Raw genomic sequence first — 16258 nt, 5'->3', positions numbered from 1 at the left:
AACATTCGTAAGTAGGGACCGCATAGCCTTAACAATTCAAAGTATAAACGACCAAGGTTCAAAGGCTATTTCACAGCACTCTCGAGCTATACAACACCATAAAACATTGATAATAATTTGCAAGGTATTTTACTGTGTCGGATGGCGCTTCGCTTATCCGACCTACACTTAAACAAGTCGCTTATTTGGATACCGCCCTGCCTAAAACAAAAAAGTCTATACATTTTGCTTACCTCTCTAAATTACAAAAGCCGACCAACGCTTTAATTTGTATTGGAAATTATAGGCCACTTATCAACTAAGAGGCTATTACCACAATCGTTGTCTGCATGTATTAAATTAGGTTTTAGATTAATCAATTGTGGGAACGAAATGGTGTAATTGACTTTATAACCGCAAGAGCCAAAAGCAGAATATAAGCGCAGAGACTTTAATTCATTCTCTATTTCACTAACTTCAATGCTGCCGGTAAGTAAATTAGTGGGCTTTAGCTTCCAATTATTATCAATAAAGGTAGGCTCTGCCCATGTTATGGGGTAAGCCATATTAGTTGACACATTGATATAATAGGTCAAATAGCTATCTTGATATGCTCCAGTGTTGCAAGCTAATGCAAGTAGTTTATCGCCCGAACTTAGCTTAAAAACTGAGACAAATCGATTGTTATGATGTTCGTCTTTGATAGAGCAGTTGTTGTGTTTATTTAGTAAGTTAAGAAGCTTTTTTTGAGTTAATAGTTCAAAATTTAGAGGCAACTTTAGACCAGTTGATACCTCTACTTCTAAGTGTCTTTTATTTTTAATATCTGTATTGATCGTAACTGCATTACTATGGGCGCAGAATAAAAAGATTAAAATGATGAACATATTTATATTTTTCAAAAAATATTTACTCAATATTTATACCCTGTTTTAAAAGGTACTCCACTGCTGCATCAGTATGGGGCTTAAACGCCTTCCAACGGCCAATTGCTTTATTGTTAAGTGGTTGGCGTACTTGTACTTTACTGGCCGTAGAGACCGGTGCAGTATTTAAGTGAAAGTCTATACATTGTGCTTGCCACTCTAAATTACAAAAGCTGACTAACTCTTTTATTTGTTGCTCGGGCTCTGCGACTAATTCTTCGTATTTTACTAATTTTATATTGATGTGCAGGGAGCTTAAGTGCTGCATGAGTTTGTAAAAGCGGCTATAAAATTTGGCAGTGTCGAGTAAATCGAGCGAGTATGCGTAGTAGGGGTTATTTATTGTAAATAACTGGCGATAGTTACCAATGCAGGTGTCCATTGGGTCGCGCAGCATGCAAATAATTTTAGCGTTTGGTAGGGCTTTAGTTATTAAGTCGATATAAAAAAAGTTAAACGGGAGTTTATCTATAAAGTGCTTATGGCTGCCGGTGGTTACGCGAGTGGCGTTTAAATAGGTTGACCCAAGCTGATTAAAATCAAGCTCGTAAGCTTTAGTGAGTGTTTGAGTATCGAGTACATGCGGTGTTTGAGTTTGGCTTAATTTTTTAACGCTTAGGCCAAAGTCTTGTAATTCACCGGCTGATTGTACGTCGCTGTGGCTCGATAATATTCTCTCAACTAATGTGGTGCCAGAGCGGGGCATACCTAATACAAAAATAGGCTCGGTCGTAGGGTTACCTTGTGTTAGCGCTTGTGCGTACTGTTTACTTAGATAATTAATATGTTCAAATAGCTCAGCTGAGCTTTTATGATCAAATGGCTGCATAGCCCGTTTAGCCATTTTACCTTGCTCTAGGCTTTTAAACGCATTATCAAACTCACCTATGTCTTGGTACTCTTTTGCTAAGGCATGGCCTATATGCAGTTTTGCATCGGGGTGTGTTACCTGCTCAAACACGTTTATTAAGCGTTCTATATGGTTATTTTTCAGCGACGCTTTGGTTAAATCGCTTAATGCAAAATGGCTTGCATGGTGAAGTGGGTTTAGGGTAATTGCGCTTTCAAATGCATTTTTGGCTTGTTCAAATTGGCCTAAAAACTTAGCGCTTACCCCTAAATTATAATAAAACTGTGGTTGCGGTTTATTTGCACGGTTAGCCAGTTCAATAGCGCAGTTAAAGTAATTTAGTGCCTCTTTGTGCAGGCCAGCTTGTGTAAGTGCAACACCTAAGGTGTCGGCTTCAAGAGGCATTTTTATTTGCTCAACGGGTATGGCTAAAGCGGTGTTTTTGGCTTTAGTAAGCTCACCTGTTAATGCATAACACTTTGCAAGTTGGGCGGTATATTCAATGCTTTTACCAAAGCTAAGGGCTTTTTCGATTAACTTTATGGCTTTGTGAATTTGCCCAACATGTAAATTAACCATGGCCAATAAAAAGTACCCATCGGCAAAGTCGTTTTTTTGAGTCACCAATTCAACTAACGCTTTATGAGCAAGTTCAATATTGCCTTGGTTTAAATGATTAATTGCGCTTTGGTGGAGTTGTTTTAAATTTGGCTGCATTGTTTTATTTTTATTGTTTAGTTACGCGTTAATAAAGAAAAAAGGCTCAAATAAATTTGAGCCTTATAACATTGTTTAAAAGTGACTTTAAATTATATTTCAAATTTATAGTTAAATTTAACACCTACCGTTAGTGGGCGATTAATGTAATGACCGTAGTTACGTTGTATGTCGGCGCCATTTGCTGATGTTATATCGGCATCTGAACGACGTACTGATGTAACGGCGTATTTATTAAATACGTTATCGACGTATAAAGTAGTAGACCACTCATCAGCCGTTAGCTTAGCAGAAATATTGCTTAAGCTGTAACCTGGCAGGGTTTCGCCATTGTCATGCAAACCTACTTTTGAAATTACATCACTTTGTGCGGTTAAACCGTAGTTAATATCAAGGGTTTTGTCGTTAAACACATCTGTTTGGTAGTTTATACCCATTGAGAACTGATGCTCTGGCGAGCCCGGTAAACGGTCGCCATCTTCAGCGCCATCGGTGCCATCAGCATTAAACAAAAATGGTGCGTCTGATGTTAGCTCTGCTTTGGTGTATGCGTAAGTTGCATAAACCGAGAACGAGTCAGATAAAATGGCACGGGAAGAAATTTCAATCCCTTTTGCATTTGCGCTGCCTGCGTTTGAAAGATAAGTTAACTGGCCTACATCTGTAGCGCCTGTAATTTGTGCATCATCCCAATCTATGTTGAATAACGCGGCGTTAAAGTGTAATTGGCTTCTAAACCAGGTACTTTTAAAGCCTAACTCGTAGTTTGTAGTAGTATCTGCATCAAAAAGCCTTTCGTCAGCGTTACCACACCCTGTTTGCTGGTTGTCAGGGATAGGATCAGGGCAAACAGCTAGAAGGTTGGAACCGCCAATTCTAAAGCCTTCACTTACTGTTACATAACCCATGACTGAATTAGTAAACTGGTATTTAGCATTAAATTTGAATAAGTTACCGTTATCGCCTGCTTCGTCTTTTTCGTAAGCAACGGTGATTGCATCAGGGTCTGCATCACCATAAAGTGTATTTGCAAGCGGGAAGTCAAATGCTGCTTGCGCCTCTACATCGTATTCGTAAAAACGTGCACCAATGGTCACATCTAATTTGTCGGTAACTTGGTAGCCAATTTCACCAAATAGTGCAGACTCAGTGACGGTACTTTTTGTAAGCTCTAAGTATTCCAATGAGTCGGGTCTTAGCTGCGCGCCGCCAAAGTTATCGATAGCGAATTGGTCAAATCCAGGCGTGAACTCTCTGCTTGATGCTTCGGTTTCTGTTTTATTGTAAAAGCCACCCACGATCCAATTAAGATCGCTGTCGCTTTGCGACACTAAGCGAATTTCTTGGGTGAAGGTATCTTCTTCATCAATTTCACGAGTAAATGTTGAAAACGAAGGGAACTCTTCATAACCGTAATCAAGACGAATAAGTAAATCGGTTTGGTCGCGTTGTCCGTCGGCATCAAAGTTTGAAATACCCGTTGCCGATACAAGCTCGGCAAAACCTAAATCGGCTTTTAGCTCAAGGCTTAGTAATTGATCTTCTTTCTCACGTGGTTCTTCAAAGCGATAAGCCGATTCGTATTTGCCTATTACATCGTTCAAACCATTATTTGCATTAAGGCTGTTGTAATGAACAATTGAGCGGCCTTCGCTGTCTTGGTTTTGGTAAAAGTAGTTAAGCGTACCTTCAAACGATTCGTTTGGTTTAAAGCGTACAGAAATTCGACCTGTAGTAGTGGTTTCGCCGTTAGCATCTTTTATGTCTTTGAGGTTGTTATTAACTGCTGAGCTGTCGTTCCAATCAGGATCGGGTAGCGATACACCTGGCTCACGTACTACGTAACCGTAATCAATAAAGCCAGGATCTTCGTATACGTTTAAGCTTGCGCGAACTGCTAATTTATCTTCAATAATAGGAAGGTTAACAATAAAGCCACCTTCGCCACCTAGAGAGTCGCTTTCTTGGGTTTGAAATAGGTCGCCATAAACTTCGAATGACGTAAAATCAAGCTCCGGCTGTTTAAGCATATAACGGATTGCGCCGCCTAATGTGCCTGCACCATAAAGGGTACCTTGTGGCCCAATAAGTACTTCTACGCGCTCTATATCTACTAAACGCATATCAACCGAAACCGGAATTTCGTTAATGTAAGTAGATACCGTGCCGCCATCTGATGATGGACCAGACGAGTTTGTGTTTAAACCACGAACAATAATAGGGGAGCCAGAGCGACCACCTTGATCGGTAATTGTTAAACCAGGCACCCAACGTGCTACATCGGCAAGCTCACTGATATTTTGATCTTTCATAATATCTGCATCAAGCGCTGTAATATTTAGCGGTGCATTTTGTACAGAGCCGCTGCGCCTTGTTGCTGTAACTTCGATTACTTCGAGTGATTTGTTTTTAGCTGCAACTTCTTCTTGAGCAAGTGCGGCATTGGGCAATAAAAATACGCTAGAAACAGCGCTCGAAATAGCCAAGGTTAACAAGCTTGGTTTAAACATAAAAAGTGATCCCCAGTTCAAATATTTTACATTAGTAAATTAAGTTAAGCAGTTTATCAGGGAGTTAGATTGCAGGGAATAATAAAGTTGAATTTTAATTCACTTTTTTGGAATAAATAGTAGGCTTAAATGAGCTCTAATTTATATAGCAGTATCCTTGCATTTAATGACTCACAGCGAAAAGGGTACACGCTATACGAAGCTAGCTTGTTTTATTAAAAGTTAATAGCCATTCATGTTTATAAAATTTCGCTGATTGTAGTGATTGTTAATGCTTTCTATACAGCGATAAAAAACATTATTTATAGTTCTTTTAGTCATGACTTATTCTACTTTTTGCACTGTAAAAATTAAGTTTGATCCCCATTGTTGTTAGTTATCGTAAGCTATTTCAATTCGCACGAGTGTGCGCGCATTAAGGAGCAAGCAATGAGTCAGTTATTTTCGCCTTTAAACATAGGTCAACTCACATTAAGCAACCGAATTATTATTGCGCCTATGTGCCAATATTCAGCTAATAATGGTGCCGCCAGTGATTGGCATAAAATTCACTTAGGGCAGTTAAGTTTAAGTGGTGCAGGGTTGCTTATTTTAGAGGCTACAGCGGTAAACCCAGAGGGGCGTATAAGTTACGGTGATTTAGGACTTTGGGATAACGAAACCCAGCAAGCATTAGGCAAAAGTTTAAAAGCAGTGAGGCATTACAGCCCTATGCCTATTGGTATTCAACTTGCGCATGCAGGGCGTAAAGCTTCTACAGAAAAGCCATGGGATGGGGGTGGTGCATTAAGCCCAACTGATGAAAACGGCTGGCAAACGCTTGCGCCTTCAGCAGTCGCGTATGACGAAAATAGCCCAGAGCCAAAAGCCATGAGCCAATCCGACATAGACTCATTAATTAAAGACTTTGTAAGCGCCGCTAAACGTGCTGACGAGCTCGGCCTTGATTTAATTGAGCTACATGGGGCGCATGGTTATTTGCTGCATCAGTTTTTATCACCTTTGAGTAATAAGCGCGATGATGAATACGGAGGCAGTTTGCAAAACCGTATGCGTATTGTGCTTGAAGTATTTAAAGCTGTTCGCGCAGAATTTAACAGCAACAAACCAGTGGGTATTCGTATTTCTGCCACCGACTGGGTAGAAGGTGGCTGGGATTTAGAACAATCAGTAGCGCTTGCTAAAGCACTTGATGAGCTTGGCTGTGATTTTATTCATGTAAGCACTGCGGGTTTAAGTCCTGAGCAACAAATACCTGTTAAACCTAACTTTCAGGTTCCATTTGCAACAGCTATTAAAGAGGTTGTGAATATGCCTGTTATAGCGGTGGGGTTAATAACGCAGCCACAACAAGCCGAAGATATTATTAACGAACAGCAAGCCGATGGCGTAGCCCTTGCGCGTGGTATTTTATATGATCCGCACTGGCCTTGGCATGCTGCAGCAGAGCTTGGTGCTACCGTTACTGCACCTAAACAGTATTTACGCTCAAGCCCGCATGGTAAGCCATCACCTATAAAATAAATTAGCTATCAGGTTATGACCCAATGGGCTTTGCATCCATTGGGTTTTATTATTTTAAACTCTATAAAACAGAGAACTACATGACTCAAACAGGCGTTTCACCGCAGCCCCTTAGCAATACACTTGTTGGTATTATTGCTTTATGTTGCGGCCTAATTGTTGCCAATATTTACTACGCTCAACCTATTATTGAGTTATTAGCGCCTGAGGTAGGATTAAGCCCGCACAGTGCAAGTTTTATTGTGTCGCTTACGCAAATTGGCTATGCCCTTGGGCTGTCTTTTTTGGTGCCATTAGCTGATCTTATCGAGAACAAGCGCTTAATGCTTATTACGCTTGGGGTATCGTTTTTGAGCTTAATAGGCACAGCCCTTGCCGATACCCCAAATGTAATGCTTATCTTATGTTTAATGATAGGTATTAGCTCGGTGTCTGTTCAGGTGCTTATTCCGCTTGCGGCACACTTATCGTCTGACGAAAAGCGTGGCCAAGTGTTGGGTAATATAATGGCGGGGTTACTATTAGGTATTTTACTCGCAAGGCCTATATCGAGCCTAATTGCCGATCACTTTGGTTGGCGTTCAGTATTTTACTTTGCAGCTGGCTGTATGGTGTTTATAGCAAGCGTTATTTATTTTGCTATTCCGCACAGGCAGCCAACTCAAAAGACAACGTATTTTAAATTATTAAAATCGCTTAAGCAGTTAATGATAAGTCAGCCCGTTTTACGTCAACGTGCTTTTTTTCAAGCGTTAATGTTTGCCTCGTTTAGCTTATTTTGGACAAGCGTACCCATTGTACTTGCGCGAGAATATGGTTTATCGCAATCACAAATAGCCTTATTTGCTTTAGTTGGCGCAGCAGGTGCTATAGCGGCTCCTATTGTAGGGCGCTTGGCTGATAAAGGTTATACGCATCAGTTATCGTTATTGGCAAAGGTGATTGCCGCAGTGTGCTTTTTACCTAGCTTATTTGAGTTACCCAACGGGATAATAATTTTAGTCTTAACAGGTGTGTTTATTGATTTTGCAGTGCAAGCAAACATGGTGCTTGGGCAACGGGCTGTGTATTCATTAGAGCCGCAAAGTCGTGCGCGATTGAACGCGATTTACATGACGAGTATTTTTGTCGGGGGGGCTGTAGGTTCGCTTATCGCGAGCCCACTATACGAAGCTGGTGGCTGGACAAGTGTGGCGCTTGTGGCAGCTGGGATGCCGTTTATTTCGTTAATTGGATATTTGCTAACAACCAAAAGAGACACTCAAACAGTTAGTTAATCGTTACTTTAAGTAAAACAGCTATCGTTATTTATACGATGGCTGTTTTGTTTTAAATGACTCGAGTATTTTTATTATTTTTTTACACTTGAGAATGAACTGCCAACAGAGGCTATAATTACTAATAAAATAGCTAACCATTGCCACAGTGTTAGTAATTCTCCAAGAATAATAAAACCTGCAAGGGCTGCAAAAGCAGGCTCTAAACTAAGTATAATACTAAACCCTTGTGCTGGCATATTACGAAGAGCGACCATCTCAAGCGTATAGGGCAGAGCGCTTGATAAAATGGCAATGCCAATACCAAGGGGTATTATTTCCCATGTAAATGCACTGCTTTGCGATATGCCACCATAAGGGACTAGTACTAATGCAGCCACGGTCATACCCAAAGCAACGGTTGCTCCTCCTGAGCTTTGAGTGCCAGTTTTTTTACCAAATAAAATATACGCCGACCAGCAAGCGCCTGCTGCAAGGGCAAGTATGACACCTATTGGGTCGAGGCTATCTTGGCTGTTCATATCGGGTAGTAATAACAAAATACCTGCTATGGCGCAGGCAACCCAAAATAAATCGCGTTTAGCGCGTGAGCTAAATAAAGCAACAGCTAAGGGGCCAGTAAATTCAAGCGCAACACCTATGCCTAAAGGAATACGCGCTATTGCGTAATAAAATAAAATATTCATCCCGCCAAGGCTCAAGCCGTATACAACAATAGAAAGCCGGTGCCCTCGGACAGGAAAGCTTTTCCAAGGCTTAAATATTAAGCATAAAATTAACGCAGAAAAACCTAGCCTGAGCGCAGTTGTCCCCTCAGGCCCAACAATAGGGAATAGTTGCTTGGCAAATGAAGCCCCTGATTGAATGGTTATCATGGCTAAAATAACGCAAACAACAGCTATTAAAAAATCTTTAGTGGATGATTGCATTGAGTTCCTTGATAACAATCGGCTAATTTTGCGAAGTGTATCTTTTTTTTATTAGAGGCGAAACATCAATACACAGTAATTAATACATCCGGAAGTGTTACTTAAAAAATAATTAAACCCTGAATGCGTTATTAGGTGTTTTATAACAGACTAAATGCATAGCTCGTGTTTATAAAAAGCATGTTGTGTACTCTAATAGAATAGCTTTACAGAGGTATAACAAATAATAAGCAAAAAAATAGCGAACAAGTTAACTTGTTCGCTATTTTTAAATTAAGTAATGAATATAGAGATCAGTTTGCGCTTTTAACTAAACCATCTAGAGAGTAAAGGCCGCGTTTTTCGTTATTTTTGCGTTTTATTTCTTCTAGTGCGCGTGCTTCTACCGCATCAAATAAAGCATTGATTAAACGGTTGAAGTGTTTGTGCATTGCAATTCGTGCTGCATTTGCGTCGTGTGTTTGCAGGGCATTATAAATAGCGGTATGTTCGTCCATTACACACTCGTTATTGTTTTTACATACACTGCCGTAGTCAGTCACGATTTGAGAATTATTTAGGCGTAAATCCCACAGATTAGATACTGCGTATTCTAGGGCTTTATTGCGGGTAGCGCGGGCTATAATTTCGTGAAATTCACGGTCAGCTTGCTCTACATAAAGGCCTTTTTCCATAGCGATTAGCGTTTTGTTTAATTGCTCAAGTTCTTCTTCTGTAATTGTTTGAGCGGCTAGTGCGGCAATTTCACCTTCGATTAACGCACGAGCTTGAGTCAGTTCAAAAGCACTTATTTCTTTAGATTTTATTGGCTTTTCAAGCTGCTCTACAACATAAACACCTGAGCCGGTTTTAACTTCCACTCGGCCGCGCACTTCCAATGCGATAATAGCTTCTCTGATAGTAGGGCGACTTACGTCAAACATTTCAGCAAGTTCACGCTCTGGTGGTAAACGACTACCAGCTGAAAACTCACCTTGATTTATCAAAGACTCAACTTTATCAACAATGCGCCAAAATAAGCGACGATTACCCATATTTTACCTTCATTACCTTAAGGAATAATGGCCTCTGCGGCCTAATAGTCAAAAACAACTGTTAATAGCAGAGGTTACCCCAAAATTCACTATTATGTCAAAATTCTAACGCGATATAACGCTTACAAACCACTATACACCAATGGTTGCGTTTGTGTATTACCAATTTAGTTTAAAATAATACAATTGGCCAGCTTGATTGGTAATGTTTTTATGTGTTAGGTTAATTTTAAGGTTATTTAAGATGTTATATTGGTAATAAACCGAGTTAACTCATAAGTGTGATTTATAGCCAATAATGTGTTTGGTTTTTGATTTTCCAAATTGATTGCCCATGGACGGGGATCGTTATCATAATAAAAAGTGTAGTCTTAGTAAGGGCGTGTTGATCCTTGCGGATTGAAATTTGTTCAATCTAGGGGAGATTAAATCGCGGCGCGAGGTTTGTAACCTAGTGGGCTCGGTAACTGCTCCTGCGTTACCCTACTGGCTTACATCCATGTAAGAATAAGTAAAAACCGAGTAAAGCTTCCGCGTCCTGCTCACGCCCCTTACCTACATCCATGTAGGCAACAAAGAGTTTATCGCCCCTAGGCAGAACCCAAAGGGCAGCGCATGTTTGGCATTTATGCTGCGTTATCGCCTATTTATGGGGAGTAACCACACTTCATAGGCTCTGCCTTGCCTAAAAACCAAACACACTGCTGCAAATTCAACCATCAAAGATCAACACGCCCTAGTTGTTTAAACTTCCCTTTGGGCGTTAACTGTCGTTGGTTAACGCCCATATATATTTTATGATTGATCGTTTGGGTAAATAACACCGAGTTGTTTACGCGCATCGTCTAGTACGCTCATTACATCAGAAGCTAATTGGTGTGTATTAACAGGCGATTCAAGCAGGCCTTGCTTAACCAACTTGATGAAGTGGGCCACTTCATATTTCATAAAATGCTCATCAAATTTATCTGAGATAACCTCTGTTTCACCATTGTTTGCAATAAATTCAATCTTTTTAAGCTGAGATACGGCTTCTATACGCATGCGGCCAAGTTCACCTTGTATTTCGGTTATATTGTCGCCTTGCGAAATTTTTGAATAACTAATAACAGCTTGTTTATCAGCATAATTTAACAATACATCGCCGGCGCCATCTACCCCAGTATCAAGCAATATACCGCTTACGCTTATACTTTGTGGCGCACCCCAAAGAGCTATTAATAGATAAAGAGGGTACACACCTAAATCTACTAAGGCGCCATTAGCAAACTCAGGTAAAAATGTATTTGGGCGCTCACCATTTTTGTATTTATCGTAGCGAGATGAGTACTGACTGTACTGACCAATAAATTTACGCGGTGTACCAATCTTAGCCATGGCGTGTTTAAGATTGCTAAAGTTTGGCAGGTGCGTAGTCATCATTGCTTCCATGTAGAGCCGTTGATGTTTTTTTGCAGTCGCTAAAATAGCATTTAGCTCGTTATTATTAGCAGCCGATGGTTTTTCACCTAATACATGTTTGCCTGCTTCAAGGCACATGACGGCGTAATGTTTATGTAAGCTGTTTGGGGCTGCAATGTATACGGCATCTACATTTTGATCTTGGCATACTTGCTCAATTGAAGTAAAAATTTTTGCGTTTGAATTTTTTGGGTGTTTTTCTAAAAATGCTTTACCGCTTGAGGTTGCTCGCGAACACACGCCATATAAATTAAAATTGGCTAATGTATTTGCGGCATTAAGTAAGGTGTCGCTAATAAAATTAGTGCCAACAATAACAAAGTTCATGCTCACTCCTTGGAAAATAAGTTAATGTAAAGTGTATCATTTCTATAAAGCTGCCTTTGTAATAAATGATAAGTAATTACCTGACTTTTATGCATTGTGGTGTAGATAAAAAGTTCATGCTGGTGCTGTTTGAGTAATGTGTTTGATTAAATCCGCGGTAAAATAATGTACTCGATTGATATTAATAACGATGAGCAACTTATTGAGTTTATTAGGCAAACGGGCGATACCGAGTATTACCCTGTAGGGCTTGTAAAATGGGGTAAGATGAAATGGCAGTCGTGGATGCTAATTTACAGGCACATGGCATGAGCAAGTTACGCGTAGTTGATGCGCCTATTATGCCTTCAATAATTACCGGCAATACTAATGCACCGGTAATTTCGATTGCCAAAAAGCAGCTGATTTAATTAAATAAAGTTATAAATCAGGGGTGTGAACGTGTGCTATAAAACTGAGTAAGCCAAGCTTGCCAATCGCTTTCTAGGCGAAGCATTTGCTGATGTTTTTTAGCATTTATATGCTTAGTTTCATCCTCAAGCGCTATAAACGGACCAACACGACACAGCGAGCAATGATTAGGCGTTAAATAGGCAGGTTTTGAAAGGTATGGGCTTAATTCACTGACCCACTCAGGGCTCATTTTAGGGCTAAACACGTAGGTAATACCGCTGGTATCTTTTACATGTTTGTCACGGTCTACGTTTCTAATTTTATACCCTGCAAAGTGGCTAATATCAAATGGCATTTGGCCTAAATATTCAGCCTGTAAGCCTTTGTTTAAAGTGCCTTCAATATTCCATTCTCTGTACGGCTTTACATCTTTAGAGGTAATATAACAAAGCATGGGCCCGTTAGGGTTTAGCGCAAATTCGTTAGCGTACTTAATAAATTGATGAAGCAAAGCACGGTTAAGTACGTTCATGCTTGATTGTTGGGTATTGCTTTCATACGCTTCGCGCCCAACAAATGCAGGTATAAGCGGAAACTGAAATATAACCACATCAAAGCTTTGCTGGTTTTGGCCTAGTGCTTGCCAACAGGCAGGATTTGTTACATCAAAACTATTAAGTACATCAATGTTATGTGCTTTTAGGGTGCTCAGCGCATTATTTTCGTATTTTTGCTCAATAGTGGCTGCACTATCATAAGTTGAAGCCACTAATTTTGAAGGCTTTATGTGAGTATGCAGGGCGCTTGAAAACGATAAATCGCCATCACCTACGGTAAGTATTCGCCAATCAGCATTTAAATACATAAATTAAGCGGACTTACTGGGTGTTTGCTCATCATTACTGGCAATGCTTTGAGAGTGAGTTGCGTGTAAGCGATGAAATGCAAGGCGTGTTTTAAGCCCTTCAATAGCAATTTGTTTTAAAATTAAATTAAAGGTAATTAAAATAGCAAATACAATATGAATAGGGCCATGCGAAAACCCTGCTTCTGGGTTGTAAAGTGTTAAGCCAAATAGCATAAATAGCACAACTAAAAGTATTTCAATTAGCTGGTTTGAGTAAAAGCTTAATCGGCCTTCATTTTTGTGATCTTTTTTTATGCTTATAGCGCAAAAAAATGGAATAACTTTAATTTTAAACGCAGCGTTTTTTTCTACGTAGTTTTCGCCAAGTTCATTTAGTTGTTGGCGTAATGTATCAATCATGGAGCGTCCTCAAATAGCAGTGCGCGGATGTTACACCATTACGCTCGTTAGGTTAAGTGGCTGGTAGTTATTTAGGGTAAAGGCTCATGCCTATGGTAAGTATGTGGCACACAAAGACTACTGAGGTAAGCACAAAACGCATTTTTTGATAATCTTTATGGTAGGTTTTCCATTGTACCGTGGCTTTTTCAAGTATAAGTACCAACCAAAAACTGGCTCCTAGCCAGGCAAGTGCCCACTCAACAGGCAAAAAAGATAAAAATGGTACCGGGATTACAGGTAAAACTGCTTTTATTGCATCGCTGTAGCTTTGCATTCCAGCGCGCCATAAATTACCTGCCATAAAGGCAAGTATAGCAATGCTATAAAAAGTAAAAAATTCTAAGTTAACACTGTTACTTCCAAACATCAGCGGCCAAGCTACGCAGCCTAAAAAAGGCAATAAACCTAAATAGCCAAGTTGAATATGATTAATAAATTTTTCCATTGCTGCATGCCTTATCTGTAAGTGTTTTAAGCGCGGTTATTGTAGCAGTATTCTTAAAATATAAATTAATAAACGGCTAATAAATCAGTTACGAGAAATCCTTGTTAATAGTTCAATCTTAAAAATCGATTGTTTTAATCTAAACAATCAATTTTATTTAATTTATCAATGGGCTTATTGTATTAACCAAGCCAGCAGAGGTAGCCAACAAATCTAGCTTTGCTTGGTAACTTAAATTAATACATTAAATATAAATGAGGAATACTATGAGCACTTCATTAATCAACACAAAAATTCAACCTTTCAACGCAACTGCATACCACAATGGTGATTTTGTAGAAGTATCTGAAAAAGATGTACTTGGTAAGTGGTCAATCTTCTTCTTTTACCCAGCTGATTTTACATTTGTATGTCCTACAGAGTTAGGCGACCTTGCAGATTACTACGCACAGCTTCAAGAAATGGGCGTAGAAGTTTACTCAGTATCAACTGACACTCATTTCACTCATAAAGCATGGCACGATACGTCAGACACAATCGGTAAAATCACTTACCCAATGATTGGCGACCCAACAGGCCGTATTACTCGCAGCTTTGGTGTGATGATTGAAGAAGAAGGCCTAGCACTTCGTGGTACTTTTGTAATGAACCCTGAGGGCGAAATCAAAGTAATCGAAACTCACGATTTAGGTATTGGCCGTAGCGCTAAAGAGTTAGTACGTAAAGTACAAGCTGCACAATACATTGCAACTCACGACGGTGAAGTTTGCCCTGCATCTTGGCAGCCAGGTGAAGACACACTTGCTCCTTCACTTGACCTAGTTGGTAAAATTTAAATACAGGTTTACCCACTTTTATAAGGGCAGGTAACTGCCCTTAAACCAATAAATATTCATTTATTGGTGCCTCCTATCTCAATTTGATGATTAAGCACATGCATTAATTGGCATGGGAGGCTTGCTGTTTAAATTTTCCTAAAAGGGTTAAGCCATGTTAGATAACAACATTAAAAATCAATTAAAAAGCCATTTTGAATCGCTTACTCAACCTGTTGAGCTGCTTATTGCCTTGGATGACAGCAAAAAATCAGCAGAAGTAGAAAGCTTAGCAAACGATTTAGCATCACTAAGCGATAAGTTTACGGTAGTTAACAACCCAGACACCAGCGCACGACGCCCGTCTATGGTTGTACATTCACCGGTAAAAAATACCCACGTCACGTTTGCAGGCGTACCGATGGGACACGAATTTACAAGTTTAGTGTTGGCACTTTTACATACTGGCGGACATGCAAGTAAAGCTAAAAGCGAAGACATTGAACAAATACAATCACTTGATCAAGAGCTTAATTTTGAAATTTACATTAGCTTGAGTTGCCAAACGTGCCCACAAGTAGTGCAGGCGCTAAATACAATGGCCGCGACGAATAGCAAAATTAAAGCAACAATGATTGACGGCGCACTATTTCAAGAGGAAGTAGAAGAGCGCAACATTTTAGCAGTACCGGCTGTTTATTTAAATGGCGAACCATTTAGCCAAGGTGCATTAAGCCTAACAGACATATTAAACAAAGTAGACAGTAAAGGCGCAGCACGCCAAGCTGCGGCACTTAGTGAAAAAGATGAATTTGACGTGTTAGTTGTTGGTGGCGGCCCTGCCGGTGCATCAGCTGCAATTTACTCTGCACGTAAAGGGTTAAATACCGGCATTGTTGCAGAGCGATTTGGTGGGCAAGTTGCTGACACATTAGCTATTGAAAACTTTATCTCGGTTAAAGCTACTGAAGGGCCTAAGCTTGTTGCCCAGCTTGAAGAGCATGTAAAAGAGTACGATGTAGATGTAATGCATAACCAACGTGCTGCAGGGCTTGAACGCGTTAATAACAAATACGAAATTACGCTTGAAAATGGGGCTACTTTAAAAGCTAAATCACTTGTTTTAGCAACCGGCGCCCGCTGGCGTGAAATGAACGTACCCGGTGAGCAAGAGTACCGCGGACACGGTGTAGCATATTGTCCGCATTGTGACGGCCCTTTATTTAAAGGTAAACCGGTTGCTGTAATTGGTGGTGGTAACTCTGGCATTGAAGCGGCGATTGATTTAGCAAACATTGTTGAGCACGTAACGGTACTTGAATTTGCAGACACACTACGCGCCGATGAAGTACTTATTCGCAAAGCAAACAGCTTAAACAATATTACTATTATTAAAAACGCCCAAACTACAGAAGTACTTGGCGATGGTAAAAAAGTGACCGGGCTTACTTACACAGACCGAGTAACAGGTGATAGTAAAGCACTTAATTTAGCAGGTGTTTTTGTACAAATAGGTTTAATTCCTAACACTGAGTGGTTAAAAATTAGTGACTTAGAGTTAAGTAAATTTGGTGAAATATTAATTGACGCAAAAGGTTCTACGTCATTACCTGGTGTTTATGGCGCAGGTGATGCAACAAATACCCCATTTAAGCAAATTATTATTGCCATGGGCAGCGGTGCAACAGCGAGTTTAGGTGCTTTTGATTATTTAATTCGCAACAGTGAAGAAAGTGAGCAAGATAAAACCGCTGCTTAATTA

At 39.9% G+C, this 16258-nt stretch carries 13 protein-coding genes and 1 pseudogene; 5 read left to right on the top strand and 9 right to left on the bottom strand.

The features are described from left to right. Positions 1–263: 263 nt before the first annotated feature. The 3 genes from J8L71_RS06250 to J8L71_RS06240 all read right to left on the bottom strand — a co-directional run bounded on the left by J8L71_RS06250 (position 264) and on the right by J8L71_RS06240 (position 4982). Positions 264–896 (bottom strand): hypothetical protein, encoded by a 633-nt coding sequence (locus tag J8L71_RS06250; protein ID WP_210999778.1) that lies wholly within the window; start codon positions 894–896, stop codon positions 264–266. Then, positions 889–2472, bottom strand: a complete 1584-nt coding sequence (locus J8L71_RS06245) for a tetratricopeptide repeat-containing sulfotransferase family protein (RefSeq protein WP_210999777.1) — start codon at positions 2470–2472, stop codon at positions 889–891. The genes J8L71_RS06250 and J8L71_RS06245 overlap by 8 nt, the downstream gene beginning before the upstream one ends. Positions 2473–2564: 92 nt before the next feature. Next, positions 2565–4982: a TonB-dependent receptor gene (locus J8L71_RS06240; protein WP_210999776.1), complete on the bottom strand. Its 2418-nt coding sequence runs from the start codon at positions 4980–4982 to the stop codon at positions 2565–2567. A gap of 429 nt (positions 4983–5411) precedes the next feature. Here J8L71_RS06240 and J8L71_RS06235 point away from each other — a divergent pair, with 429 nt between their 5' ends. Then, positions 5412–6506 carry an NADH:flavin oxidoreductase/NADH oxidase gene (locus tag J8L71_RS06235; protein WP_210999775.1) on the top strand — a complete coding sequence of 365 codons (1095 nt, stop codon included), beginning with the start codon at positions 5412–5414 and terminating at the stop codon, positions 6504–6506. Between the two features lie 80 nt (positions 6507–6586). Then, positions 6587–7783, top strand: coding sequence for an MFS transporter (locus tag J8L71_RS06230; protein ID WP_210999774.1), 1197 nt, complete (start codon positions 6587–6589; stop codon positions 7781–7783). 74 nt (positions 7784–7857) lie between these two features. On the opposite strand, the gene J8L71_RS06225 is transcribed toward J8L71_RS06230, so the two are convergent. The 3 genes from J8L71_RS06225 to J8L71_RS06215 form a co-directional block, all read right to left on the bottom strand. After that, the gene (locus J8L71_RS06225) at positions 7858–8712 is read right to left on the bottom strand and encodes a DMT family transporter (protein WP_210999773.1); all 855 of its coding nucleotides are present in this window, start codon (positions 8710–8712) and stop codon (positions 7858–7860) included. A gap of 293 nt (positions 8713–9005) precedes the next feature. Then, positions 9006–9746 (bottom strand): FadR/GntR family transcriptional regulator, encoded by a 741-nt coding sequence (locus J8L71_RS06220; protein ID WP_210999772.1) that lies wholly within the window; start codon positions 9744–9746, stop codon positions 9006–9008. 795 nt (positions 9747–10541) lie between these two features. Continuing rightward, positions 10542–11534, bottom strand: coding sequence for a Gfo/Idh/MocA family oxidoreductase (locus tag J8L71_RS06215; protein ID WP_210999771.1), 993 nt, complete (start codon positions 11532–11534; stop codon positions 10542–10544). Positions 11535–11675: 141 nt separating this feature from the next. Between J8L71_RS06215 and J8L71_RS06210 the strand changes: the two are divergent. After that, positions 11676–11944, top strand: a pseudogene (locus tag J8L71_RS06210) (GMC oxidoreductase); the annotation flags it as partial. A 17-nt stretch (positions 11945–11961) separates the two neighbouring features. Here J8L71_RS06210 and J8L71_RS06205 read toward each other — a convergent pair. From J8L71_RS06205 to J8L71_RS06195, 3 genes are all read right to left on the bottom strand, one after another. Continuing rightward, complete coding sequence (locus J8L71_RS06205) at positions 11962–12792, bottom strand: class I SAM-dependent methyltransferase (RefSeq protein ID WP_210999770.1); 831 nt, start codon at positions 12790–12792, stop codon at positions 11962–11964. A 3-nt stretch (positions 12793–12795) separates the two neighbouring features. After that, positions 12796–13194, bottom strand: a complete 399-nt coding sequence (locus J8L71_RS06200; protein WP_210999769.1) for a hypothetical protein — start codon at positions 13192–13194, stop codon at positions 12796–12798. Between the two features lie 67 nt (positions 13195–13261). Next, positions 13262–13681, bottom strand: coding sequence for a DUF3429 domain-containing protein (locus tag J8L71_RS06195; protein ID WP_210999768.1), 420 nt, complete (start codon positions 13679–13681; stop codon positions 13262–13264). 266 nt (positions 13682–13947) lie between these two features. Between J8L71_RS06195 and ahpC the strand changes: the two genes are divergently transcribed. Continuing rightward, positions 13948–14517, top strand: a complete 570-nt coding sequence (gene ahpC / locus J8L71_RS06190; protein WP_058404596.1) for an alkyl hydroperoxide reductase subunit C — start codon at positions 13948–13950, stop codon at positions 14515–14517. 154 nt (positions 14518–14671) lie between these two features. Continuing rightward, positions 14672–16255, top strand: a complete 1584-nt coding sequence (gene ahpF / locus J8L71_RS06185; protein WP_210999767.1) for an alkyl hydroperoxide reductase subunit F — start codon at positions 14672–14674, stop codon at positions 16253–16255. The last annotated feature ends 3 nt before the right edge of the window (positions 16256–16258 follow it).

Source organism: Pseudoalteromonas sp. MMG007, assembly GCF_018100985.1.
GTDB lineage: Bacteria > Pseudomonadota > Gammaproteobacteria > Enterobacterales > Alteromonadaceae > Pseudoalteromonas.
This window is presented reverse-complemented; position numbering and strand designations above follow the sequence as displayed.